The organism is Tenacibaculum aquaeponti (assembly GCF_052084715.1).
Classification (GTDB): Bacteria; Bacteroidota; Bacteroidia; order Flavobacteriales; family Flavobacteriaceae; genus Polaribacter.
Genome location: NZ_CP197288.1, coordinates 1,683,333 through 1,705,045, shown reverse-complemented (window position 1 = coordinate 1,705,045; position 21,713 = coordinate 1,683,333). Strand labels below are relative to the sequence as shown.

Annotated in this window: 22 protein-coding genes; 11 read left to right on the top strand and 11 right to left on the bottom strand. The window is 29.4% G+C overall.

The window, feature by feature from the left end; genetic code table 11:
- Nucleotides 1-18 precede the first annotated feature (18 nt).
- The 4 genes from ruvB to ACSIGC_RS07535 are packed head-to-tail and all read left to right on the top strand — an operon-like array spanning nt 19 to nt 4,571.
- The gene (ruvB, locus tag ACSIGC_RS07550) at nt 19-1,041 is read left to right on the top strand and encodes a Holliday junction branch migration DNA helicase RuvB (RefSeq protein ID WP_095069644.1); all 1,023 of its coding nucleotides are present in this window, start codon (nt 19-21) and stop codon (nt 1,039-1,041) included.
- The gene (locus tag ACSIGC_RS07545) at nt 1,042-2,769 is read left to right on the top strand and encodes a SulP family inorganic anion transporter (RefSeq protein WP_442267521.1); all 1,728 of its coding nucleotides are present in this window, start codon (nt 1,042-1,044) and stop codon (nt 2,767-2,769) included.
- 13 nt (nt 2,770-2,782) lie between these two features.
- Complete coding sequence (locus ACSIGC_RS07540; RefSeq protein WP_442267520.1) at nt 2,783-4,183, top strand: MBL fold metallo-hydrolase; 1,401 nt, start codon at nt 2,783-2,785, stop codon at nt 4,181-4,183.
- A 7-nt stretch (nt 4,184-4,190) separates the two neighbouring features.
- On the top strand, nt 4,191-4,571 hold the full coding sequence (locus ACSIGC_RS07535; protein ID WP_442267519.1) for a rhodanese-like domain-containing protein: 381 nt from the start codon (nt 4,191-4,193) through the stop codon (nt 4,569-4,571).
- A gap of 37 nt (nt 4,572-4,608) precedes the next feature.
- On the opposite strand, the gene ACSIGC_RS07530 is transcribed toward ACSIGC_RS07535, so the two are convergent.
- The 7 genes from ACSIGC_RS07530 to ACSIGC_RS07500 form a co-directional block, all read right to left on the bottom strand.
- Entirely contained in the window at nt 4,609-7,023 is a 2,415-nt protein-coding gene (locus ACSIGC_RS07530) for a TonB-dependent receptor (protein ID WP_442267518.1), read from the bottom strand.
- 298 nt (nt 7,024-7,321) lie between these two features.
- Complete coding sequence (arfB, locus tag ACSIGC_RS07525) at nt 7,322-7,726, bottom strand: alternative ribosome rescue aminoacyl-tRNA hydrolase ArfB (RefSeq protein ID WP_442267517.1); 405 nt, start codon at nt 7,724-7,726, stop codon at nt 7,322-7,324.
- Nucleotides 7,727-7,729: 3 nt separating this feature from the next.
- Nucleotides 7,730-8,383: an AAA family ATPase gene (locus ACSIGC_RS07520; protein ID WP_442267516.1), complete on the bottom strand. Its 654-nt coding sequence runs from the start codon at nt 8,381-8,383 to the stop codon at nt 7,730-7,732.
- Nucleotides 8,347-8,976: a nicotinamide riboside transporter PnuC gene (gene pnuC / locus ACSIGC_RS07515; protein WP_442267515.1), complete on the bottom strand. Its 630-nt coding sequence runs from the start codon at nt 8,974-8,976 to the stop codon at nt 8,347-8,349. Before pnuC ends, ACSIGC_RS07520 begins: the two co-directional genes overlap by 37 nt.
- Nucleotides 8,960-9,220: a thiamine-binding protein gene (locus tag ACSIGC_RS07510; RefSeq protein WP_442267514.1), complete on the bottom strand. Its 261-nt coding sequence runs from the start codon at nt 9,218-9,220 to the stop codon at nt 8,960-8,962. Before ACSIGC_RS07510 ends, pnuC begins: the two co-directional genes overlap by 17 nt.
- 32 nt (nt 9,221-9,252) lie before the next feature.
- Complete coding sequence (locus tag ACSIGC_RS07505; protein WP_442267513.1) at nt 9,253-10,242, bottom strand: hypothetical protein; 990 nt, start codon at nt 10,240-10,242, stop codon at nt 9,253-9,255.
- Nucleotides 10,243-10,453: 211 nt separating this feature from the next.
- Complete coding sequence (locus ACSIGC_RS07500; RefSeq protein WP_442267512.1) at nt 10,454-11,080, bottom strand: 4'-phosphopantetheinyl transferase family protein; 627 nt, start codon at nt 11,078-11,080, stop codon at nt 10,454-10,456.
- A 62-nt stretch (nt 11,081-11,142) separates the two neighbouring features.
- Here ACSIGC_RS07500 and ahcY point away from each other — a divergent pair, with 62 nt between their 5' ends.
- Entirely contained in the window at nt 11,143-12,459 is a 1,317-nt protein-coding gene (gene ahcY, locus ACSIGC_RS07495; protein WP_442267511.1) for an adenosylhomocysteinase, read from the top strand.
- A gap of 57 nt (nt 12,460-12,516) precedes the next feature.
- On the opposite strand, the gene ACSIGC_RS07490 is transcribed toward ahcY, so the two are convergent.
- Both ACSIGC_RS07490 and ACSIGC_RS07485 read right to left on the bottom strand, forming a co-directional pair.
- The gene (locus ACSIGC_RS07490) at nt 12,517-13,278 is read right to left on the bottom strand and encodes an ABC transporter permease (RefSeq protein ID WP_442267510.1); all 762 of its coding nucleotides are present in this window, start codon (nt 13,276-13,278) and stop codon (nt 12,517-12,519) included.
- The gene (locus ACSIGC_RS07485; RefSeq protein WP_442267509.1) at nt 13,265-14,194 is read right to left on the bottom strand and encodes an ABC transporter ATP-binding protein; all 930 of its coding nucleotides are present in this window, start codon (nt 14,192-14,194) and stop codon (nt 13,265-13,267) included. The genes ACSIGC_RS07490 and ACSIGC_RS07485 overlap by 14 nt, the downstream gene beginning before the upstream one ends.
- 252 nt (nt 14,195-14,446) lie before the next feature.
- On the opposite strand from ACSIGC_RS07485, the gene ACSIGC_RS07480 reads away from it, so the two are divergent.
- Complete coding sequence (locus ACSIGC_RS07480; protein WP_442267508.1) at nt 14,447-15,388, top strand: TlpA family protein disulfide reductase; 942 nt, start codon at nt 14,447-14,449, stop codon at nt 15,386-15,388.
- A 52-nt stretch (nt 15,389-15,440) separates the two neighbouring features.
- Here ACSIGC_RS07480 and ACSIGC_RS07475 read toward each other — a convergent pair whose 3' ends face one another.
- Nucleotides 15,441-15,623: a hypothetical protein gene (locus tag ACSIGC_RS07475; RefSeq protein ID WP_442267507.1), complete on the bottom strand. Its 183-nt coding sequence runs from the start codon at nt 15,621-15,623 to the stop codon at nt 15,441-15,443.
- Nucleotides 15,624-15,943: 320 nt separating this feature from the next.
- Here ACSIGC_RS07475 and ACSIGC_RS07470 point away from each other — a divergent pair, with 320 nt between their 5' ends.
- From ACSIGC_RS07470 to ACSIGC_RS07450, 5 genes are read left to right on the top strand one after another with little or no spacing between them, the layout of a single operon-like run.
- Complete coding sequence (locus tag ACSIGC_RS07470) at nt 15,944-17,062, top strand: DUF2891 domain-containing protein (protein WP_442267506.1); 1,119 nt, start codon at nt 15,944-15,946, stop codon at nt 17,060-17,062.
- Entirely contained in the window at nt 17,055-18,281 is a 1,227-nt protein-coding gene (locus tag ACSIGC_RS07465) for an Nramp family divalent metal transporter (protein ID WP_442267505.1), read from the top strand. The genes ACSIGC_RS07470 and ACSIGC_RS07465 overlap by 8 nt, the downstream gene beginning before the upstream one ends.
- A 1-nt stretch (nt 18,282) precedes the next feature.
- Nucleotides 18,283-19,002, top strand: a complete 720-nt coding sequence (pxpA, locus tag ACSIGC_RS07460; RefSeq protein ID WP_442267504.1) for a 5-oxoprolinase subunit PxpA — start codon at nt 18,283-18,285, stop codon at nt 19,000-19,002.
- On the top strand, nt 18,986-19,723 hold the full coding sequence (gene pxpB / locus ACSIGC_RS07455) for a 5-oxoprolinase subunit PxpB (RefSeq protein WP_442267503.1): 738 nt from the start codon (nt 18,986-18,988) through the stop codon (nt 19,721-19,723). The genes pxpA and pxpB overlap by 17 nt, the downstream gene beginning before the upstream one ends.
- Complete coding sequence (locus ACSIGC_RS07450) at nt 19,716-20,570, top strand: biotin-dependent carboxyltransferase family protein (protein ID WP_442267502.1); 855 nt, start codon at nt 19,716-19,718, stop codon at nt 20,568-20,570. Before pxpB ends, ACSIGC_RS07450 begins: the two co-directional genes overlap by 8 nt.
- 35 nt (nt 20,571-20,605) lie before the next feature.
- On the opposite strand, the gene ACSIGC_RS07445 is transcribed toward ACSIGC_RS07450, so the two are convergent.
- Nucleotides 20,606-21,610 carry a TlpA family protein disulfide reductase gene (locus tag ACSIGC_RS07445; protein WP_442267501.1) on the bottom strand — a complete coding sequence of 335 codons (1,005 nt, stop codon included), beginning with the start codon at nt 21,608-21,610 and terminating at the stop codon, nt 20,606-20,608.
- Nucleotides 21,611-21,713 lie beyond the last annotated feature (103 nt).

Here is a 21,713-nt window from a genome sequence, read left to right as displayed (position 1 = left end):
TGAATTTGATTTTAATGTATGAATGAGCATTTAAACCCTGAAAACACTAATTATTCTCATGAAGAAATGGACGTAGAAAAGAAACTACGCCCACTCTCTTTTGATGATTTTACAGGTCAAGATCAAGCCTTAGAAAATCTTAGAATTTTCGTTGAAGCAGCTAATCAAAGAGATGAAGCTTTAGATCACACCTTATTTCATGGTCCTCCTGGTTTAGGAAAAACTACTTTAGCACACATCCTAGCTAATGAACTTGGAGTTGGAATTAAAGTTACTTCAGGTCCTGTTTTAGATAAACCTGGTGATTTAGCTGGTTTACTTACAAATTTAGATGAACGAGATGTGCTATTTATTGATGAAATCCATCGATTAAGTCCGATTGTAGAAGAGTATTTATATTCTGCAATGGAAGACTATAAAATAGATATAATGATTGAATCTGGGCCAAATGCAAGAACAGTTCAGATTAATTTAGAACCATTTACTTTAGTTGGCGCAACAACTAGATCAGGATTACTAACAGCTCCAATGAGAGCTCGTTTTGGAATTAGTAGTCGTTTGCATTATTATTCTACGGAATTATTAACTACTATTATCCAAAGAAGTTCAGCAATTTTAGGCGTACCAATTTCAATGGAAGCTGCAATAGAAATTGCTGGTAGAAGTAGAGGAACACCTCGTATTGCAAATGCACTATTGAGAAGAGTACGTGATTTTGCACAAATTAAAGGAGATGGTAATATCACAATAGAGATAGCAAAATATGCATTAAAGGCATTAAATGTTGATGCGCATGGTTTAGATGAAATGGATAATAAAATTTTGTCTACTATTATTGATAAGTTTAAAGGCGGACCTGTAGGTATTACTACATTAGCAACTGCAGTTGCAGAAAATGCAGAAACTATTGAAGAAGTTTATGAACCTTTTTTAATTCAACAAGGTTTTATTATGCGAACTCCTAGAGGTAGAGAAGTGACAGATTTAGCTTATAAACATCTAGGAAGAATAAAAGGAACTAGTCAAGGAGAATTATTTTAAGTGAAAATACAAAAAATCATCCCTCTTTTAGAGTGGTTACCAAAGTACAAGAAATCTCAGTTTAAAGGAGATGTTGTTGCTGGTTTAACAGTAGCAACAGTTTTAATACCACAAGGTATTGCTTATGCTCTGATTGCAGGTTTACCACCAATTTACGGATTGTATTCAGCTTTAATTCCTCAAGTGATTTATGCGATATTCGGTTCTTCAAGGCAAGTAGCCATTGGTCCAGTTGCGACTGATTCATTAATAGTTGCTGCTAGTATATCTACAATAGCACTTATGGGATCTGAAAGTTATATTGCTATAGCAATTTTTTTAGCCTTATTAGTAGGTAGTATCCAGTTCTTAATGGGAGTTTTTCGCTTAGGTTTTATTGTTAATTTTTTATCAAGACCAGTAATTACAGGGTTTACTTCAGCAGTTGCCATAACAATAGGTTTAAATCAATTCAAAAATTTCTTTGGTGTAGATTTTCTACAAAGTGATCAAATTCATGTTTTACTTGAAGATATATTAAGTAGAATTACTGAACTCGAAACAAAAACAACTACTATTGGAATTGTCACAAGTATTATTATCATTGTATTAAGAAGAATTAATAAAAAAATACCAAACGCTTTAATAGTAGTCGTTTTAGGAATTGTTTTAATGTATGCTTTTAAAACTTTTTTCTTTGGAGTTGCTATTGTTGAGAGTATTCCTTCAGGTTTACCAAGTTTTGCAGTACCTGAGTTAAATTTTGGCTTAGTAAGAGAGTTATTACCAATGGCGTTTACTTTAGTAATGGTAGGTTATTTGGAAACAATTTCTATTGGTAAATATTTAGAAGCTCAACAAGATGAATATAAAATAGATCCTAACCAAGAATTAATAGCATTAGGATTAAGTAATATTTTTGGTTCATTCTTTAAATCGTATCCATCAACATCTAGCTTTTCTAGATCGGCAATTAATTTTGATGCTGGAGCAAGAACAGGAATAGCTGCATTTATTTCAGCAGGTTTAGTTGTACTTACTCTTTTATACCTAACACCAGTATTTTATTATTTACCCAAAACAGTTTTAGCTGCTATTATAATTGTAGCAGTTTTTAGATTGGTAAATGTTAAGGAAGCTCGATTTTTATGGAAGGCAAATATTCTTGATTTTTGGTTACTCATTGCTACCTTTTTTGCTACATTATTTTTCGGTATAGACTATGGTATTTTAATTGGAGTAAGTTTATCTTTAATTGTTTTGATTTTTAGAACATCTAGACCTAATGTAGTGGAATTAGGAAAAGTACCAGATTCCGATTTTTATAGAAACAAAAACAGATTTAAGGAAGTTATTTTAGATAATGAAGTTCTTGTGTTTCGTTTCGATGCTCAAATTTTTTATGCTAATGCAAGTTATTTTAGAGAACGATTAGAGTATATGGTAAAAGAAAAAGGAGAAGAATTGAAATTAATTGTTCTAGATGCGGAGAGTATTAATAGAGTAGATAGTACAGGAATTGAAATGTTAAAACAACAAATTCAATTCTATATGAAAAAAGAAATAACATTTTATCTTGCAGGTGTAAAAGGACCGGTAAGAGATGATTTATTTAGAGGCGGTTTATTAGAAATTATAAATTTAGATCACTTTTTTATGCGTGTTAATGGCGCAGTAACATTTTTTAAAACAGGAGACAATACAAATCAAAAAAAATACGCTCAGTACATTCATCAAGCGTACAAATAAAAGACATTGAATTATGAAGATTGAACAAATTTATACGAACTGTTTATCACAAGGAACATATTATATTGAAAGTAATGGAGAAGTCGCTATTATAGATCCATTACGAGAAGTACAACAGTATATCGATAAAGCAGAAAAGAATGGAGCTGTTATTAAGTATATTTTCGAAACACATTTTCATGCCGACTTTGTTAGTGGACATATAACACTTGCTGAAAAAACGGGAGCAACAATTGTATATGGTCCAACAGCAATCACTAATTTTGAAGCACATATAGCTAAAGATTCTGAGGTGTTTAAAGTAGGGGATATTAAAATTATAGCATTGCATACTCCAGGTCATACAATGGAGAGTACTACTTATTTACTAAAAGATGAAAATGATAATGATTATGCGATTTTTAGTGGAGATACATTATTTATTGGAGATGTAGGAAGACCAGATTTAGCTCAGAAAGGTGATATAACAAAAGAAGATTTAGCAGGTTATCTTTATGACAGTTTACGAACTAAAATAATGCCATTACACGACAATGTAATTGTTTATCCAGCACATGGAGCTGGTTCTGCATGTGGAAAGCATTTAAGTAAGGAAACTGTTAGTACTATAGGAAATCAAAAGAAAACAAATTATGCTTTAAGAGCAGATATGACTAAACAAGAATTTGTAAAAGAAGTTACTGATGGTTTATTACCTCCACCAGAATATTTTCCTTTAAATGTTAAACTTAATAAAGAAGGTTACGATTCTATTGATGATATTATAGAAAAAGGAACAAAAGCCCTTTCGATAGAAAAGTTTGAGTATATAGCAAATAAATATGAAGCTTTAATTTTAGATGTAAGACATCAATCTGATTTTATAAAAGGATTTATACCTCAATCAATTTTTATTGGTTTAAATGGATCTTTTGCGCCTTGGGTTGGAGCATTAATACGTGATACCGAACAACCAATTGTTTTAGTTACACCAGAAGGTAAAGAAGAAGAAACAATTACAAGACTAGCCAGAGTAGGTTTTGATAATGTTTTAGGATATCTGGAAGGAAGTTTTAATAGCTGGAAGAAAGCTAATAAAGATTTCGACACGTTACGTTCTGTTTCTGCAAGTTATTTAGAGAAAAAAATTCAAGAGAATGTAACTGTTTTTGATGTTAGAAAACCAGGTGAATATAATTCAGATCATATAAAAGATGTCGAAAACACACCATTAGATTATTTAAATGATTATATTAGTGTGTTTCCAAACGCTAACGATTTTTATATTCATTGTGCAGGTGGATATCGTTCAGTTATAGCTGCTTCAATATTAAAATCTAGAGGATTTCATAATGTGATAGATGTAGCAGGAGGTTATAAAGCGATTAAAGAAACCAATATTCAAAGAGAGCAATCGTTATGTGTTTCAAAGTAATTGAAACATGAGAAAATTCATTTTAGGGTTAATCGGGATTTGCATTTTATTTTCTTGCGCGAATAGTAATGAAAATGTAAAGACTATTACCGTAGATGATTTAAAACTCAAAATACGAGAAGATAAAAACATCCAGATTTTAGATGTACGAACTTCTTCAGAAACTTCCGACGGTGTTATTTTTAATGCTATTCAAGTAAATTTAATTTTTAATAGTTTTGAAACTAGGAGTATAGATGTTCTTAATAAAGATAAACCAGTGTATGTATATTGTCGATCTGGTAGGAGAAGTAAAATTGCTGCTGGTATTTTAGCAGACAATGGTTACGATGTATATAATGTTAAAGGTGGTTATGTTGCTTGGGAAAAAGCATTAAAAAATAATTAAGAAAAAACCGAGTGAATTCACTCGGTTTTTTTATTGTTTAGAACTTTAATGTTGCTCCAATTAAAAAGTTTCTAGTTGCTTGTGGATAAAACCCTGCGCCGTCAACTGTAGTTGTAACTCCTGGATTTGACCATGTATCATCAAAGAAGAAATAATATCCTCTATCGACATATTCTCTATCAAAAATATTATTTACTAATCCTGTTAAAACTATAGAATCAAAAATCTTATTAGTTTTTATTTCATAAACAACGTTTAAATCACTCGTAAAATAACTATCTAGTCTTTCATTATCAGAAATTCTTCCGCTTAAATTTCCCATGAATTGTTCTCCTACAAATTTTGATAAAAATGAAATCTGTAAATTTTCAATAGGTTTATAGTTTAAAGCGTTACCAACAATTACATTTGGAGAAAAAGAAATATCTGTGTTTCCTAAGTTTTCTATAGAACCATCGATAGGAACTCTAAAATCACGATTCTTATTAGCACTAAAAGCTACATTTGGTTGTATCGATAAAAAGTCAGTTAAAATTACACTAGCATCTATTTCTAAACCTAATCTATAGCTACTTCCACTAGTTTCTCTAAGTGGCTCACCAACATTGTTAATTGCTCCCGATAATACCAATTGATTTTTATAATCCATGTAGTATACATTTGTATTAACTTTAATACTACCTGTATTTAATCTCCAACCTAATTCGAAATCATCTAAAGTTTCATGTTGTGAATTACCTCCTTCAAAATCGTTTCTATTTGGTTCTCTGTTAGCTCTTGCATAAGATGCATAAAGACTATTATTATCGTTTACTTGATATGTTAAACCTAATTTCGGATTGAAAAAATTAAAATCTTTGTTAACATCTAATGGATCACGATCAGAAGTTAATCCGTTTGTTCTGTAGCTAACAAATCTTCCTTGTAAATCAACATAAGCATTAAATTTATCATTTATATTAATGTTAGCTTTTACAAAAGAACTTAAGTCGTGCTTTTTAGCATTACTAAAATAATAACGATCACGAATATTAGTATCTGGAGCTAAATCACTTCCCCAGATTATTTCTCCATAATGATCGTTGCTATAATTACTATAAGATCCTCCAGCAATAATTTCTAATCCTTTTAATGTATAAGTTGCAGAAGCATTAACTACATAAAAATGATTATCTAACCATCTACGAACAATTACATCACTATTGTCAGCAATAAGATTATTAAAATCAGCAGCATCCTCATCTTCTTTAAACTGCTCAAAATATCCTTTACCACGTGTGTAGTTTAAACCAATATTTGTTGAAATTTTATCGCTAAATTTTTCATTCCAATGTAGCTGATAATGATCTTGCCAATAATTATCAGTTTCGTTATCGTATAAGTAATGATTATACCTTCTGTCAGAATTTCTAATGTTTTCTGTTTGTTCAGGAGTTAATTCATTATTTATAATAAAATCTTCAATTCCTTGTTGATCTCCAGTTAATCTTACTTCTGGTGTTCCATACCAAGCCTGATAAGTTTTTTCATTTCCACCAAAAACAATAGCTTTTATTAAAGTATTATTATCAATATAACTTCCTTGTAAAAAGTAAGATTTTAAATCTGTAGAAGCTCTATCGATATAACCATCTGAATATATGTTAGATAATCGTCCAGATAACTCAAAGTGATCATTTAATAAACCAGTAGTAAACTTTACAGTATGTTTTCTAGTACCAAAAGATCCAAATGAATTTGATACTTCACCACCAGCTTCTTCAGAAATAGCGTCAGTTAAAATATTTAAGCTAGCTCCGAATGCTCCAGAACCATTTGTAGATGTTCCAACACCTCTTTGTAATTGTAAACTTTGTGTTGAAGAAGCAAAATCACCTAAGTTTACCCAAAATGTACCTTGACTTTCAGCATCATTATACGGAATTCCGTTAATTGTTACATTAATTCTAGAAGCATCAGAACCACGAACTCTCATATATGTATATCCAACTCCAGCTCCAGCATCAGAGGAAGAAATTACAGAAGGCAAATAGTTTAACAAAACTGGAATATCCTGACCTAAATTACGTTTTTCTATTTCTTTTTTACTTACATTAGAATAAGTCATAGGAGTTTCTTCTTTAGCTCTAATGGAAGAAACTAAAACTTCATCTAAAACATTTTCTTCTGAAGTAAGTTGAATAACTAAATCTTTTGAGTTAGTAGAGATTTTCTTTTTAATAGTTCTGTATCCTAAATAAGAAACTTCAAATAAATACTTTCCTTCAGGTAATTTAATTTTAAAATTTCCATCAGCATCTGTTGTAGATCCTTTCTTAAGTTCACGAATAATTACTGTGGCACCAATTAATGGTTTTTTTGAATCGTCTACTACTTTACCTGATAACACTACAGATTGAGCTTGAACTGATAATGAGATTGAAAAAAATAAAAGAGGTACTAATATCTTCACTCTTTTACAAATGGTTAAAAATTTCATTTTAAATGAAGAATAAAAAGAGGTAATTATTCTATTGTATAATTTTGAATAATTAATTCATAAACACCGTTGTAAAAAGGCATAATTTATTAGCCTTAATTCTCTAGTGTGTTTTTCCCTAAACAGCATTACCTGTTCTAGGTTCAATGGGTATGATCTCAGCCTGAATTTAATTATGATTTTTATAATTCGTAATTAAAAACATGGCACCCCTTTGTGAGAACGCAACAAAGGTAAGTTGGTTTTTTAAATTATGACCTAATAATTAGAACTAATCTAACTTAGGTTTTTTTCTAAGTTGCTTTTTTAGAGATTGATTTTGTTTGTTTTTTGCCTTTTTAATTTTTGAATTTCTAGTAGGTTTCGTAGGTTTTCTCTTTTTTGTTCTTTTTAAACTACTGATAAGTAAATCAAAAAAATGAAGTGTTACGGTTTCTTTGTTTTTATGTTGAGATCTACTTTCTTGACAAGAAAGATATAAAACACCATTTTTAGAAATTCTATTCTCTAACTTGCTTAAAATTAATTCTTTTTCATTTACATTTAAACCTTCAGAGAGTTTGATATCGAAGTATAACTCAATTTTTGTAGCAACTTTATTTACATGTTGACCACCTGCTCCTGAGCTTTTAAGTGCTTTGAATTTAATTTCTTTTTGAATTATATTTTTATCCAAAGGCTAATACATTAATGTGTTTGGATCGATATTTTGATGTAGGAAATGTAAATCTAAATCGATTAGAGATTCAGAATAAGAATAGAGATTATCTTTGTTAAAAATTAATTCATCAATTATTTTTATAGCTTTTTTTAATCGAGTTTCTTTATTTCCTTTTAATACAACATATGGTCGGTTATATTTTTCCAGTGTATTTTTGAAGGCATTAAACATTTCTTCTCTTTGTTCTGGTCGATCACGTAAATCATCTTCTTCCCAAGGAGTATCAATATAAGTTAAGAAATAAATATCATAAGTATTTTTAATAGCATATTTATCAAGTAAAGAATCTACAAAGCCTCCATAATATTCTTCAGAGTAAACTTTAGTTTCTAATAAATCTGTATCACAAATCAATAATTTATCTGCTTTTTTAGCCAAAGAATTTTCTAAATTCATTTGCCCAATTGCAATAGGGATTATATCTTTTTTTTCGCAAGTTTTTCGTTCATTATTCCATTTGTTCTGTAAATATTCTCTTGCATATTCTGGTGCCCAAACTGTGTTATAGTGTCGGGCGAGCTGACGAGAAAGTGTTGTTTTACCTGTGCTTTCTGGGCCAAATAAAACTACTTTTACTAAATTAATTTCGGATTGTCTAAGCTTTTCTTCCATGCTAAATACCCTAATATTGCGATAAATGTAAATATTAAATATTGAAAACTCGTAAATGTAAAACCTTTATAAAGATACAAAGGAACAGAGATGATATCACCAATAATCCAATAAATCCAATTTTCTATTTTTCTTCTTGCCATTAACCACATACCTACAAAAAATACGGCAGTTGTAACTGTATCTACATAAGCTGTCCAATTATTCCATTTGTCGAAACTTATATAAACAACATACACAAAAATTAATGTAGCAATGAAAATAAGAACACTAAGTTTTTTTTCTTGTAAAGTAGTTCTTGAGATAGGATGTATTACATGTCCTTCTTTAGTTTGAGTCCAGATATACCAACCATAAATGCTCATAATAAAATAATAACCATTAATCATCATATCTCCTAAAAGCTCCCATTTTAATAAAAGATACACGAAAATGGCAGTGCTAATCATTCCAGTAGGAAACACCCAAATTTTATTTTGTTTAGAATACCAAACAGATAAAAAACCGAATATTACAGCAATAATTTCTAACCAAATATCTAAAGTGTCATAGGTTTTGTATTGGTTAAAGAAGAAATTAAAAATTTGGTTCATAGTCGCTTCTATCGGTTTTTACAATTTTCATTTGAAGCAACCCATTGTTTATGGATTCAAAAGCTTCTTTTACTTCTGAAGTTAATAGTTGCATCACTTTATCGTAATCTCCATAGACTTGAGTACTTAAAGGATTTTCTAGAACTGTGATTCCAGAAGCTCTTAATTTTTTAATGAAATTAATAATTGGCTCTTCAAAATTATCTTGAAGTGGAGTAAGTGTTAGCTCTACTGATATTTTCATTAGAATATTATTTCCGACAAAAATAAAGACTATTATTCAAATAGTCTTTTTAGATCTTCTTTAGTAGTTTTTTTCATGTTAATATTCAATGTAGCGTTATTCGTAGCTTCTTTCAATTCAATTTTATCATAGTAAATCTGATTTTTATACGAACCAACCACTAGAATATAAGTTTTTCCACTAATTGGGATTTGTTGAAATTTCAAATTATTATTTGCTCTAGGTTCATATATGAAAGAATTAAGATTATCATAGAAGAAATAAATGTCAAAGCCAGAAAAACGTTCTGTTTTTTCAACTAGTGAGAAATTAAGTTTCGATACATTTTTGACAAAACGATCTATATTAATCCATTGTTTATTTACATTACCAAGAATAAAAAAATCTTTAACAACAAGACCTTCTTTAATATACTCTTGGTAAGTTTCAAAACCTAATAGTTCCTTATTTTGCTTTTTATAATAAGGAATAGAATCTTTATTAACATAATCAGTCACCCAAATTCCACCACCAACAGGATAAGTGAATAGTTCATAATTCTGGTCGGTAATTTTCCAAGTAATGTTACTTGAGTAATCTGTTTCAGAAAGGAAAATATCATTACCCTTTAGCTTTCCTTTTGGAGGATATACTGCTATTCTTTCACCTTTTTTTAATTGTAGTTCTTTTCCGTTAGAAGTAAACTTAATTTTTAAAACTCCTGAAGATTCTAAAAGTTGATTATCGGTAGTCAAGGTTTGAATATTACGATATAAAATTTCTTTAAAATCGTATAACTCTATTAACTCTAATTGTACTTTATCAGTTTCTTGTAAATCAAATAAATCTCTTCTGAAGTAAAATTTGGTTCCATGTTTTCCTTCAATAAACTTATCATAGATTGTATCTAAATCAAAGAATTGTGATTTTTCTTTTTGAAAACTTGCGAAGTGATTTTTAGGAGTAAATGGTTCAAGTTTTTCTCGTTTACAACTAGCAATAAGTAAAATTATCCCGATAAATAATGTGTAATGTAGTTTCATAGTAATTCAGTTTTTAATAATGAGTAACGTGTAAACAAAACGCATACCAAACTTCAATAGAATTCAGTTTAGTTTAATTTTTGCCAAGTCACCAGAATATTAATTTTGATTACTGATTACTGATTACTGATTACTGATTACTGATTACTGATTACTGATTACTGATTACATTACTGATTACTGATTACTGATTACTGATTACATTACTGAATCAAAGCGCATATACACAGGTAAAATCTTCAATCTCTAAGAAACTAATATCAAAGTTAGAAGTTGTTCCTTCGTACAGAATTTTTCCAGTAGTAGTATCATTTTCGAAAGAGAAATCTTCTACATAAATATGATCTAGAAAAAGTAATTTTTTCTTTCCATAAATTTTATACAAACTCTCTTTTGCTCCCCAAACAATGGTTAATTTGCTAACCAAAGCATCGTGATTTGCTATAGATTTATATTCTTCTATTGGAGTAAATTTATGCGCAATTTTCACAATTTTATCACGTCTTTTTTCTATATCGATCCCTACTTTTTTTTCTTTAGAAATAATTAAAGCAGAAAAAGTAAAAGAATGAGTAATAGAAATATGAGTTCCATCTTTTAAATGGGGTTTGCCAAATTCATCATAAAATAAATCATGATCTTCATAACCTACTTCTCTTAATAAATGACGTACACTTAAGAAACCTCTCTGATGTAAATCAGATTTCATATTAGAAACGCGTTCCAAGCTCTGAGGAGTTAGATTGGTGTCTCGAAATAAGTCATCATAAGATTCTTCAATCTTCCAAATCAAAACTTTAGCAGTATTGTTAACAGTTATTGTTTTATATAGAGGCATGTTTTAGAAAGTTATTTTGTAATTTTGCAACTCAAATTCAAGTAAAATAAAGATACAAAAATATGAGCACAAAAACCGCTGCGTATGTTCCTTACAAAGTTAAAGATATTTCTTTAGCAGATTGGGGAAGAAAAGAAATCGAATTAGCTGAAGCAGAAATGCCAGGTTTAATGAGTTTACGTGAGGAGTATAAAGATGAGCAACCTTTAAAAGGAGCAAGAATTGCAGGATGTTTACACATGACGATTCAAACTGCGGTTTTAATTGAAACTTTACAAGCTTTAGGAGCTGAAGTTACTTGGAGTTCTTGTAATATTTTCTCTACTCAAGATCAAGCTGCTGCTGCAATCGCTGCTGCTGGTACTCCAGTTTATGCTTGGAAAGGAATGAACGAAGAGGAATTCGATTGGTGTATCGAACAAACTTTATTCTTTGGAGAAGATAAGAAACCATTAAACATGATCTTAGATGATGGTGGTGATTTAACAAATATGGTATTAGATAAATATCCAGAATTAGCTGAAGGAATCAATGGATTATCTGAAGAAACTACAACTGGAGTTCATCGTTTATATGAAAGAGTAAAGAACGGAACTTTACCAATGCCAGCTATCAACGTAAACGATTCTGTAACTAAATCTAAGTTTGATAACAAATACGGATGTAAAGAATCTGCTGTTGATGCAATTCGTCGTGCTACAGATGTAATGTTAGCAGGAAAAAGAGTTGTTGTTTGTGGATATGGAGATGTTGGTAAAGGAACAGCTGCTTCTTTCCGTGGAGCTGGTTCTATCGTAACTGTTACTGAAATTGATCCAATTTGTGCGTTACAAGCGGCAATGGATGGTTTTGAAGTAAAAAAATTAGAAACTGTTGTTGGAAATGCAGATATCGTTATTACAACTACAGGAAATAAAGATATCGTTCAAGGTCAACATTTCGAAGCAATGAAAGACAAAACTATCGTTTGTAATATTGGACACTTCGATAATGAAATAGACATGGCTTGGTTAAATGGTACTTATGGAGATACTAAAATTGAAATTAAGCCTCAAGTAGATAAATATACAGTTAAAGGAAATGATATTATCATTTTAGCTGAAGGACGTTTAGTGAATTTAGGATGTGCCACAGGTCATCCAAGTTTCGTTATGTCGAATTCATTCACAAACCAAACATTAGCTCAAATTGAGTTATGGAATAATATTGATGCTTATAAGAATGAGGTATATATGTTACCAAAACACTTAGATGAAAAAGTAGCAAAATTACATTTAGCAAAAATTGGTGTTGAATTAACAGAATTACGTCAAGATCAAGCAGAGTATATTGGTGTAACTGTTGAAGGACCATTTAAACCAGAACATTACAGATACTAAAAAATTAGTAGCTCGTTATATATCTAAAACCTCGCCATTGGCGAGGTTTTTTTATAATTATTTAATATTGAGTCTTCTTATATCGATATAACCAAGTGTACTAAATAATATAAGGTATAATAAACTGTATAAACTAATATTATTATAATTAGGATTTTGCCCGATAATATTATAAGCATAAGCGTAATATTGAGTAAAACTTACTTTTTGTGTTATTAAAACAATACCCACAACTAAAAGTAGTAAACCAATACTAATAGGTATAATAAAATTTTTAATTCTAAATGATAACCAGTATTGAATTCCAACTAAACCTAAAAATGGGATAAAACTTTTCGAAATGTTTTTAAAAATCAAAGAGTAATCAGGACTAAAAGAATTAAAATTTAAATCAGAATAAATTAAACCTAAAAGGTTCCCAGATATAATAATAGAAATATAAAATAAAAGATATATAGCTAATAAAAGTAAAATTATTAAAAGTAGTTTTCCAAAATAAATACTCCATTTTGGAATTGGTAGCGTAAATAAATATTTAAAAGTTGAAGATTTATGTTCTATTTGTACTATTAAGCTGATAATGACTATTGTGTAAATAGAAGTTAATAATGATAAACTATCTTCTTGATTTTTTATAAATTCTAACCAAGGATTAATTTCATCTCCTACAATAAATTTTTCATGCTTTAAAAGGTATAAAATAAAAAATACTAAAGGAAGTAGCAAAGCACATATTAACGATAACCAAAAACCCGAAGTGTTTTTTAGTTTTATTAGTTCGTTTTTTACTCCAGATATAAAATAGTTAATTGATTTCATTGATTTTGTTTTCAGTTAGTGATAAGAAAAAGTCTTCTAAATTATTTTTTATTTGAGATTGATAAACTTCAATGTTTTCATTTCTAAGAATGTCCAAAAGATTTGGGATCTCTTTTTTTGAATCTAGATTAATGCATAAGTTTTCATTATTAATTTTAAAGTTGAAAGATTTCTCGCTTAAAATTATTTTCGCCTGATTTAAATTATCTACTTCAATTTCAAGAATAATTTTATCATTTGTAGAATTTTTAAAAGAAGCAATTGTATCTTGAAATAGCATTTCCCCATTTCTAATAATACCAACATGCGTACATGTTTTTTCTATTTCGCTGAGTAAATGACTTGAAATAAAAAAGGTAGTACCATAATTTTGATTTAAATCTTTTATGAGTTCTCTCATTTCAATAATTCCTTTAGGATCTAATCCATTGGTAGGTTCGTCTAAAATGATTAACTCAGGTTTACTTAATAACGTAATGGCTAAACCTAAACGTTGTTTCATACCTAAAGAATAGGTCTTTACTTTTTTAGTTTTAGCATGGTTTAATTTTACAAGTTCTAAAACTTCATCAATTCTATTAGAAGAAATATTTTCACGATAATTTGCGGCTATTTTTAAATTATCTATTCCGCTAAGATGGTTATATAATGATGGATTTTCGATTAATACACCAATTTTTTCTAATATTTCAATTCGTGTTTTTGAATTAAAAGATTTACCAAAAAGCTCTACATTCCCACTATCCTTTTTTAGTAAGCCTAGAATTAATCGAATTGTAGTGCTTTTTCCAGAACCGTTAGGTCCTAGAAAACCATAAATACTTCCTTTAAAGATGTTTAGGTTTAAGTTTTTGATGTCGTTACCCTTCCGTGTGTAAGAAAAAGTAAGGTTTTCTGTTTTAATAACTTGTAACATAATACTTGGTTTATTTGTTATATATGAAAACGATCAACTTAAAAAACTGTTACAGAGTTTTTTTGAAGTATTAAAAACCACTGTAACAAAATTATTTTATACTCGTCTGTACTTTATAAATGGGTTAATTCTCTATCACTGAAGAAGAAATTGGGAGAATTAATATCAAATTTGTGTAGTAGAGCACATACTTCAGTCTTTAAGACGAAGTGTGTGCTCTTTTTTTTAATAATAAAAGTAAATTAAGTAATCATGAAAAAAGTAATCACATTTTTAATCGTGCTAGCATCGATTTTTACAATTCAAGCACAAGAGTATTCTTTTATACCTAAAGGACTTAAAGAATTGTCTTTTGAAAAATTGATGGAGAAAGGACCTCCTAGTAACTTAGAGTTAGTATTTTATGAGGATGGAACAAAAACGACTCTAGATGAAGTAATTCCTCTTATAATGAGCGGAGCTGTCTATCCAAGGATGTTTGTAGATAAAAAAGGGAAGTACAAAGCTTTAGTAATTATTGGAGGAAGATATTCTTTTTTACCAACAGGTTTAAAACCTATATCTATGGATGAGCTAAAAAGAAGAGGTGTTCCTAAATATCTAGAATTAGTATATTTAGAAGATGGAACAAAAGTGCCTTTTGAGGAAGGCGTAAATCTTATAAAAGAAGGAAAGGCAATGCCGCAGATGTTTGTAGATAAAAATGAAGTTTATAAAGCATTAGTTGTTTTAAAGTATAAAAACGATATAGATCCATACGCAGATATTAAAAACCCAACTGGAGAACAAGCAAAACCTTTTACTATTAAGAGTATAAATGGAGAAAAATATTCGTTACAAAATTTAAAAGGAAAAGTTATTGTTTTAAATTTTTGGTTTATAGATTGTATGCCATGTAGAGAAGAAATGCCAGATTTAAATAAATTAGAAAAAAAATATAGAAATAATAAAAATGTAGTTTTTTTAGGAATAGCCTTAGATAATAAAAATGCGATTAAAGAATTTATTAAAGATTATAAATTTACGTATAATCTAGTTTCAAATGGAACAAAGCTAAGTGAACTTTACGAGGTAAGTGTTTATCCTACACATTATGTAATTGATAAAAAATCTAAGATCAGTTACTTTTCTATAGGAAGTGGTAATAAAGTAATAACAGGAATAGATTCAGCAATTCAAAAATCATTGAATTAAATGTAAAAGTAAAAACCTCGTCATCGACGAGGTTTTTTGTTTTTACTAACTATTAGCAAATTCTATCATAAGTGTCTAAAACTCTATCAGCACCATCTATATTACCATTATCTAAATATCTTTCAGCTCTTCTTAATAAACGATCACATCTTCTTTCAGAAGGTCTTCCTCCATAAATTTCTAATTGTTCTGCTTTGTTTAAAGTTTTTCCTAAGTTTAAAAATTGGTTTTTCATGTTAAAATGTTTTTTCAAGTTCTATTGTTTGGTCACTCTATTGGCGCCAATAAAATATCCCAAGAATAGAAGGTTATTAAATCTATGATTATTTATTTTGAAAGTCATTCATAGCTTTATGACTTATAAAATTTATTGCAATTAATTTTACGCAATATATACAGAATTGAATGAAAATAACACCGTTTTTTGTTAAAAAAATATAAGATTTGTTAAGGTAACATGTAAATAATTGAAAGATAATTTTTAACATGAAAATTAGAAGTTAAAATAAAACTAGATAGATTTTATTACATTTATAACATTCAAATTAATTATACATGAAACCCTTCATAATTTTAAGTGTCTTTTTAATTTTTAGCTCGTGTAACTCACAGAACGATATCAAGAAAGAAGTAATTCCAAAAAAGAAAAAAGTAAAAGTGCTCGATTTACCCAAATTGAATTTGCAACAAGCAAATAAACTAGCAACATTACCAGTTCACTGTATAAATGTTGAATATCCCAATAAATTGAATCAAACTATTGGAAGTGGTAGAGATTTACAATCACCAAAAGAATTGCATCCAGCTTTTTATGGATGTTTCGATTGGCATTCTTCGGTTCATGGACACTGGAGTTTGGTTTCTTTGTTAAAACAATTTCCGGATTTAGATAATGCAGCATCTATCAAACAACAATTACTTCAGAATATTTCAAAAGAAAATATAGAAAGAGAAGTGGCTTATTTCGATGGGAAATACAATAAGAGTTACGAACGAACTTATGGCTGGGCTTGGTTACTTAAACTTGCAGAAGAATTATATACATGGAACGATCCGGTAGCCAAAAAACTAGAACAAAATTTACAACCGTTAACTAATTTAATGGTGAAAAAATATATGGAGTTTTTACCAAAATTAAGATATCCGATTCGAGTAGGAGAGCATACAAATACGGCATTCGGTTTAACTTTTGCTTGGGATTATGCGAATACAGTAAATAATACTGAGTTAAAATTACTAATTGAAACCAGAGCAAAAGAATTTTATTTAAAAGATCAAAATTGTCCGATCTCTTGGGAACCTAGCGGATTTGATTTTTTGTCGCCATGTTTACAAGAAGCGGCAATCATGAAACGAGTTTTATCTAAAGACTTATTTAAAGACTGGTTGAATAAATTTTTACCTCAATTATCAGATGAGAATTTTAAATTTCCAGTTGGAGAAGTTTCAGATAGAAAGGACGGAAAATTAGTGCATTTAGATGGAGTGAATTTCTCAAGAGCTTGGGCATTGTCTACTATAATTAGAGATTTATCAGAATACAATCACTTAAAAGTATTAATTAAAGAGCACATTGATTATTCATTGCCAAACCTTGTAGGTGATAGTTATGAAGGCGGACATTGGTTAGGTAGCTTCGCTATTTATGCTTTAAACTCCGTAAATCATGATTAAAAAATGGTTTAAGAATATTGGTCCTGGTACTTTAGTTGCTGCAGCTTTCATTGGCCCAGGAACAGTTACTTTATGCAGCATAGCTGGAGCAAATTTTGGGTTCAGCTTATTATGGGCCATGGTAATTTCTATTCTAGCAACTATTTTTTTACAAGAAATGGCAGCTCGTTTAGGAATCATTTCTCAAAAAGGATTATCTGAAGTTATTAGAAATGAAATTGAAAATCCTGTTGTAAAAAATATTCTTATAGTTTTAATTCTTGTGGCTATTGTTATAGGGAATTCATTATATGAAGCTGGAAATATTAGTGGAGGCGTACTTGGATTAGAAACAGTTTTAGGGCAATGGAGGTTTTCTAGCGGAACTTTTTCTATTAATTTTATAAGTGTTTTAATTGGTGTAATAGCGTTTATATTGTTATATATTGGAAACTATAAGTTTTTAGAAAAAGCTTTGGTAAGTCTCGTGATATTAATGAGTATTTCTTTTGTTACAACAGCAATAATTACCAAACCTAATGTACTTGAAATTATAAAGGGAATGTTTCTTTTTAAGGTTCCAGACAAAGGTTTACTTACAGTTATAGGTTTAATTGGCACAACTGTAGTTCCTTATAATATTTTTTTACATGCTTCTTTGGTAAAAGAAAAATGGAAAAACAAAGAAGATATTAGAGCTGCTAAAAAAGACACTGTGATTTCTATTTTTTTAGGCGGCTTAGTGTCTATAGCTATTATTATTTCTGCTGCGGCAATTCAATCTAATACAATTACTAATGCTGCTGATTTAGCTAAAGGTTTAGAACCTTTATATGGTAGTTTGGCCAAATACTTTTTAGCGATTGGCTTGTTTGCTGCCGGAATTACTTCTGCAATTACAGCTCCTTTGGCCGCAGCGTATGTAACTAAAGGTTGTTTAGGTTGGAATGTAAATTTAAAATCGAAAGAGTTTAGAGGAGTTTGGATTTTCATTCTAGTATTAGGGATTTTATTTTCTTCTTTAGGGGTAAAACCAATTCAAATTATTAAAGTAGCTCAAGTAGCAAATGGCTTGTTGTTACCGTTAATAGCAGGAATCTTATTATGGGTAATGAATAAAGAAAATATTTTAGGAAAGTTTAAAAACACGAAATTCCAGAATTTTATTGGACTGTGTATTTTAGCTTTTACTATTTTCTTAGGATTGAAGAGTATTTTAAAAGTATTTCAGGTATTTTAAAATGATAGATATTAATTGTGATGTAGGTGAAGGTGTAAATAATGAGGATAAATTAATGCCGTTAATTTCTTCATGTAACATCGCTTGTAATGCTCATGCGGGAAGTATTGAAATTATAGATCATGTAATTGCTTTAGCAAAAAAATATAAAGTAAAAGTTGGAGCACATCCTTCATTTCCTGATAGGGAAAACTTCGGAAGAAAGTTAATGGATATTTCCGAGGAAAAACTTCAAAAAAGTATAGAAGATCAACTTGAATTATTAATTGAAAGATCAAAAAAACAAAGTGTAAAAATTCATCATGTGAAGCCTCATGGAGCTTTATATAATATCGCAGCTAAAGATGAATACTATGCTAATATTGTTTTAAATGCTATAGAAAAAAAATTACCTAAAGCATTTTTGTACGCACCATACAATTCTGTAATTTCAAACTTAGCCGAAGAAAGAAATATTAAGGTAAAATTCGAAGCATTTTTAGATAGAGCTTATAATAACGATTTATCGTTAGTGTCTAGAAATTTACCAGGAGCTTTAATTTCAAACGAACATAAAGCTTGGGAACAGCTACAAAGAATGATTCAAAAAGAGGAGGTAATTTCAATTCAAGAAGAAGTGGTAAATATTAAAGCAGATACTTTTTGTGTGCATGGAGATAACGATCATGCAATTCAAATGTTGATATACATAAATGCTATGTTGAATGAGTTTGAAAGATAATTTAATATTTAAACGACTAGGAGAAAAAGCAATTTTAATTGAATGGAATAGCGAAGTGCAACCTTCTTTGATAGATGAAATCACAAGTTTTAAAAATGAAATTCTCGATAAAAAAATAGATCAAATTCAAGATTTTATCATAGGCTATACTTCTTTAGTTATTAAATACAAAGAAGAAATTATAGGTTTTTCAGATGAAATAGTAGCACTCCAAAAAATCTATTCTGAAAAAGAGGAAGTAAGAAAAGAAACTAAATTTATATGGGAAATTCCCGTGTGTTATCATGTCGATTTCGGATTTGATTTACCAGAAATGAGTAAACAATTAAATGTATCGATTAAAGAATTAATCGATATTCATAGCACAACATTGTATACCGTGCATTTTATTGGTTTTTTACCTGGTTTCTTATATTTAGGAGGATTGAATACTAAACTTTTCATACAACGAAAAGCAACACCTTTACTAAAAGTCCCAAAAGGAGCAGTTGCAATTGGCGGAAAACAAACAGGGATATATCCTGAAGAAAGTGCTGGAGGTTGGCAAATTATAGGAAAAACTCCGATTAACTTTTTTAATGCAAATAAAACGATTCCTTGTTTTGCAAAAGCGGGAGATAAAATTCGTTTTAAATCTATAACGAAAGAAGAATTTATTTCGTTAGCGCAAAGCATATCAGAAGGAAGTTACGAATTACATAAAACCGAATGGTATGCTTAAAGTTTTACATCCAGGTTTTTTTTCTACAATTCAAGATCAAGGAAGATTTGGTTATGCACATTATGGAGTTCCAACTTCTGGAGCAATGGATTTATATGCACATCAATTAGCTAATGCAATTCTAAATAATAATCAGAATGCAAGTACTATTGAAATTACCTTCGGAGGTGCGAAATTTCAATTTTTAAAACGAACTCAAATAAGTATTACAGGAGCAGATTTTAATCCAAAAATCAATGGAAGCTCTATTGAAACAAATAAAAGAATTACAGTTAATGTAGGTGATGTTTTATCTTTCGGAAAAAGAGAATACGGATTGAGAACATATCTTGCTGTTTTAAATGGTTTTGAAGTTGATACAGTTTTGGGAAGTAAAAGTTTTTATAAAGGAATAACCGCGGAAAACGTGTTAAGAAAAGGAAATGAAATTCCATTTTTTGAAAGTGATGAAGGAAACTATGAGACTCATGCCAGAATACATGTAAATACAGCTCATTTTACAAGTCCAATATTGAATTGCTATAAAGGACCTGAATTCGATTTGCTTTCATTAAAACAAAGAGAAAAGCTCTTAGAAAAAGACTTTAAAATATCAGTTAATAATAGTAGAATGGGTTATTTCTTAGAAGAAACAATAGAAAATAATTTTCCACCGATGTTGTCTTCAGGTGTTGTACCAGGAACAGTACAATTAACACCTTCAGGAAAATTAATTGTATTAATGCGCGATTGTCAAGTTACAGGTGGGTATCCGAGAGTTTTACAATTAACATCAGAGGCAATAAACCAACTAGCACAGAAAACTACTCAAGATACAATACGTTTTAAAATAAAAACACCCCATTAAAAATGGAGTGTCAATATTGTATATTTATTAATTGATTAAATTCCGTTCTCAGTAAATAAATCTTTAAGAGCAGGGTCAGAAGGCCTTGGAGCATCAGGACTTACAATATTTCCTTCTGGATCAATTAAGATAAAACGAGGAATATCGTTAATGCGATAAGCATTTGTAAAATCTTTATTCTCATTGGCAAATAATTGAACACCACCTAAGTTTTTCTCTTCAATCATATCACTCCAAGTAAAATAATCGTCTCTTTTATCAACAGAAATACTAACAAACTCAATATTTTTATCTTTATATTCTTCTTCAATTTTGTGTAAAAAAGGAATTTGAGCTAAACAAGGAGGACACCAAGTTGCCCAAACATCTATGTATACATATTTTCCTTTAAAATCATCTAAAGATTTTGGAGTTCTATCAGGTGTTTCATAACCAGTAAATTTAGGTGAAGGTTGTCCTTTTCCTAAAGTTGTTTTAAAATATAGTTTATCACTGTGTATTTTCACAAGTTGTGCTTCTAAATTTTCAATGTTCTTTTTTTGAATACTAACAAAAGCTGTATCTAAAATTTTATTTTCTAATCTAGTATTAAATGCAGAAACGTAAGTATTCAATTTAGAATCAAACTCATTCTTTGGTAATTCTATCATTTCTTTTACTCCTGCATTAAACTCAATCTGATTTTGAGCTGTTATAGATAAGAAGTTACTTTCAGCTGCTCCTTTACCAGCAAATAAAATTGATTTTCTAGGCTCGGCAGCATTAATATTCATTGTGATTTCATCTCCATTTCTAAAATATGCAGTAGCATAATTTGTTCCATCGTAAAGAGAAAAGAAACCGTTGCTTATTTTTAAAGTATCTTTAAAAGTTCCGTCTTCATTTACTTTTATTGTTTTTTGATATCCTTTTTGAGGATTTGCTACTACTAATGAATCAGAGTTTTTATTTTCTATTTTTCCAGAAAAACTAACAAAATCGTTGTTCTTACAAGAAAAAAATAAAGTTGCTGAACACAGTAAGTAAATAACTTTTTTCATGAGATTAGGGCTATAAGTATTTTGGAGTAGTAAAAATAAGAGAAAAACTTTACATATAAGATTTCTTTCAAATCATAGTGAATAAAAATAAAAACCTATTGCT

Coding starts and splice junctions, on each gene's coding strand:
- ruvB (WP_095069644.1), top strand. CDS start 19: ATGAATGAGCATTTAAACCCTGAAAACACTAATTATTCTCATGAAGAA.
- ACSIGC_RS07540 (WP_442267520.1), top strand. CDS start 2,783: ATGAAGATTGAACAAATTTATACGAACTGTTTATCACAAGGAACATAT.
- ACSIGC_RS07535 (WP_442267519.1), top strand. CDS start 4,191: ATGAGAAAATTCATTTTAGGGTTAATCGGGATTTGCATTTTATTTTCT.
- ACSIGC_RS07520 (WP_442267516.1), bottom strand. CDS start 8,383: ATGGAAGAAAAGCTTAGACAATCCGAAATTAATTTAGTAAAAGTAGTT.
- pnuC (WP_442267515.1), bottom strand. CDS start 8,976: ATGAACCAAATTTTTAATTTCTTCTTTAACCAATACAAAACCTATGAC.
- ACSIGC_RS07510 (WP_442267514.1), bottom strand. CDS start 9,220: ATGAAAATATCAGTAGAGCTAACACTTACTCCACTTCAAGATAATTTT.
- ACSIGC_RS07505 (WP_442267513.1), bottom strand. CDS start 10,242: ATGAAACTACATTACACATTATTTATCGGGATAATTTTACTTATTGCT.
- ACSIGC_RS07500 (WP_442267512.1), bottom strand. CDS start 11,080: ATGCCTCTATATAAAACAATAACTGTTAACAATACTGCTAAAGTTTTG.
- ahcY (WP_442267511.1), top strand. CDS start 11,143: ATGAGCACAAAAACCGCTGCGTATGTTCCTTACAAAGTTAAAGATATT.
- ACSIGC_RS07490 (WP_442267510.1), bottom strand. CDS start 13,278: ATGAAATCAATTAACTATTTTATATCTGGAGTAAAAAACGAACTAATA.
- ACSIGC_RS07485 (WP_442267509.1), bottom strand. CDS start 14,194: ATGTTACAAGTTATTAAAACAGAAAACCTTACTTTTTCTTACACACGG.
- ACSIGC_RS07480 (WP_442267508.1), top strand. CDS start 14,447: ATGAAAAAAGTAATCACATTTTTAATCGTGCTAGCATCGATTTTTACA.
- ACSIGC_RS07475 (WP_442267507.1), bottom strand. CDS start 15,623: ATGAAAAACCAATTTTTAAACTTAGGAAAAACTTTAAACAAAGCAGAA.
- ACSIGC_RS07470 (WP_442267506.1), top strand. CDS start 15,944: ATGAAACCCTTCATAATTTTAAGTGTCTTTTTAATTTTTAGCTCGTGT.
- ACSIGC_RS07465 (WP_442267505.1), top strand. CDS start 17,055: ATGATTAAAAAATGGTTTAAGAATATTGGTCCTGGTACTTTAGTTGCT.
- pxpA (WP_442267504.1), top strand. CDS start 18,283: ATGATAGATATTAATTGTGATGTAGGTGAAGGTGTAAATAATGAGGAT.
- pxpB (WP_442267503.1), top strand. CDS start 18,986: ATGAGTTTGAAAGATAATTTAATATTTAAACGACTAGGAGAAAAAGCA.
- ACSIGC_RS07450 (WP_442267502.1), top strand. CDS start 19,716: ATGCTTAAAGTTTTACATCCAGGTTTTTTTTCTACAATTCAAGATCAA.
- ACSIGC_RS07445 (WP_442267501.1), bottom strand. CDS start 21,610: ATGAAAAAAGTTATTTACTTACTGTGTTCAGCAACTTTATTTTTTTCT.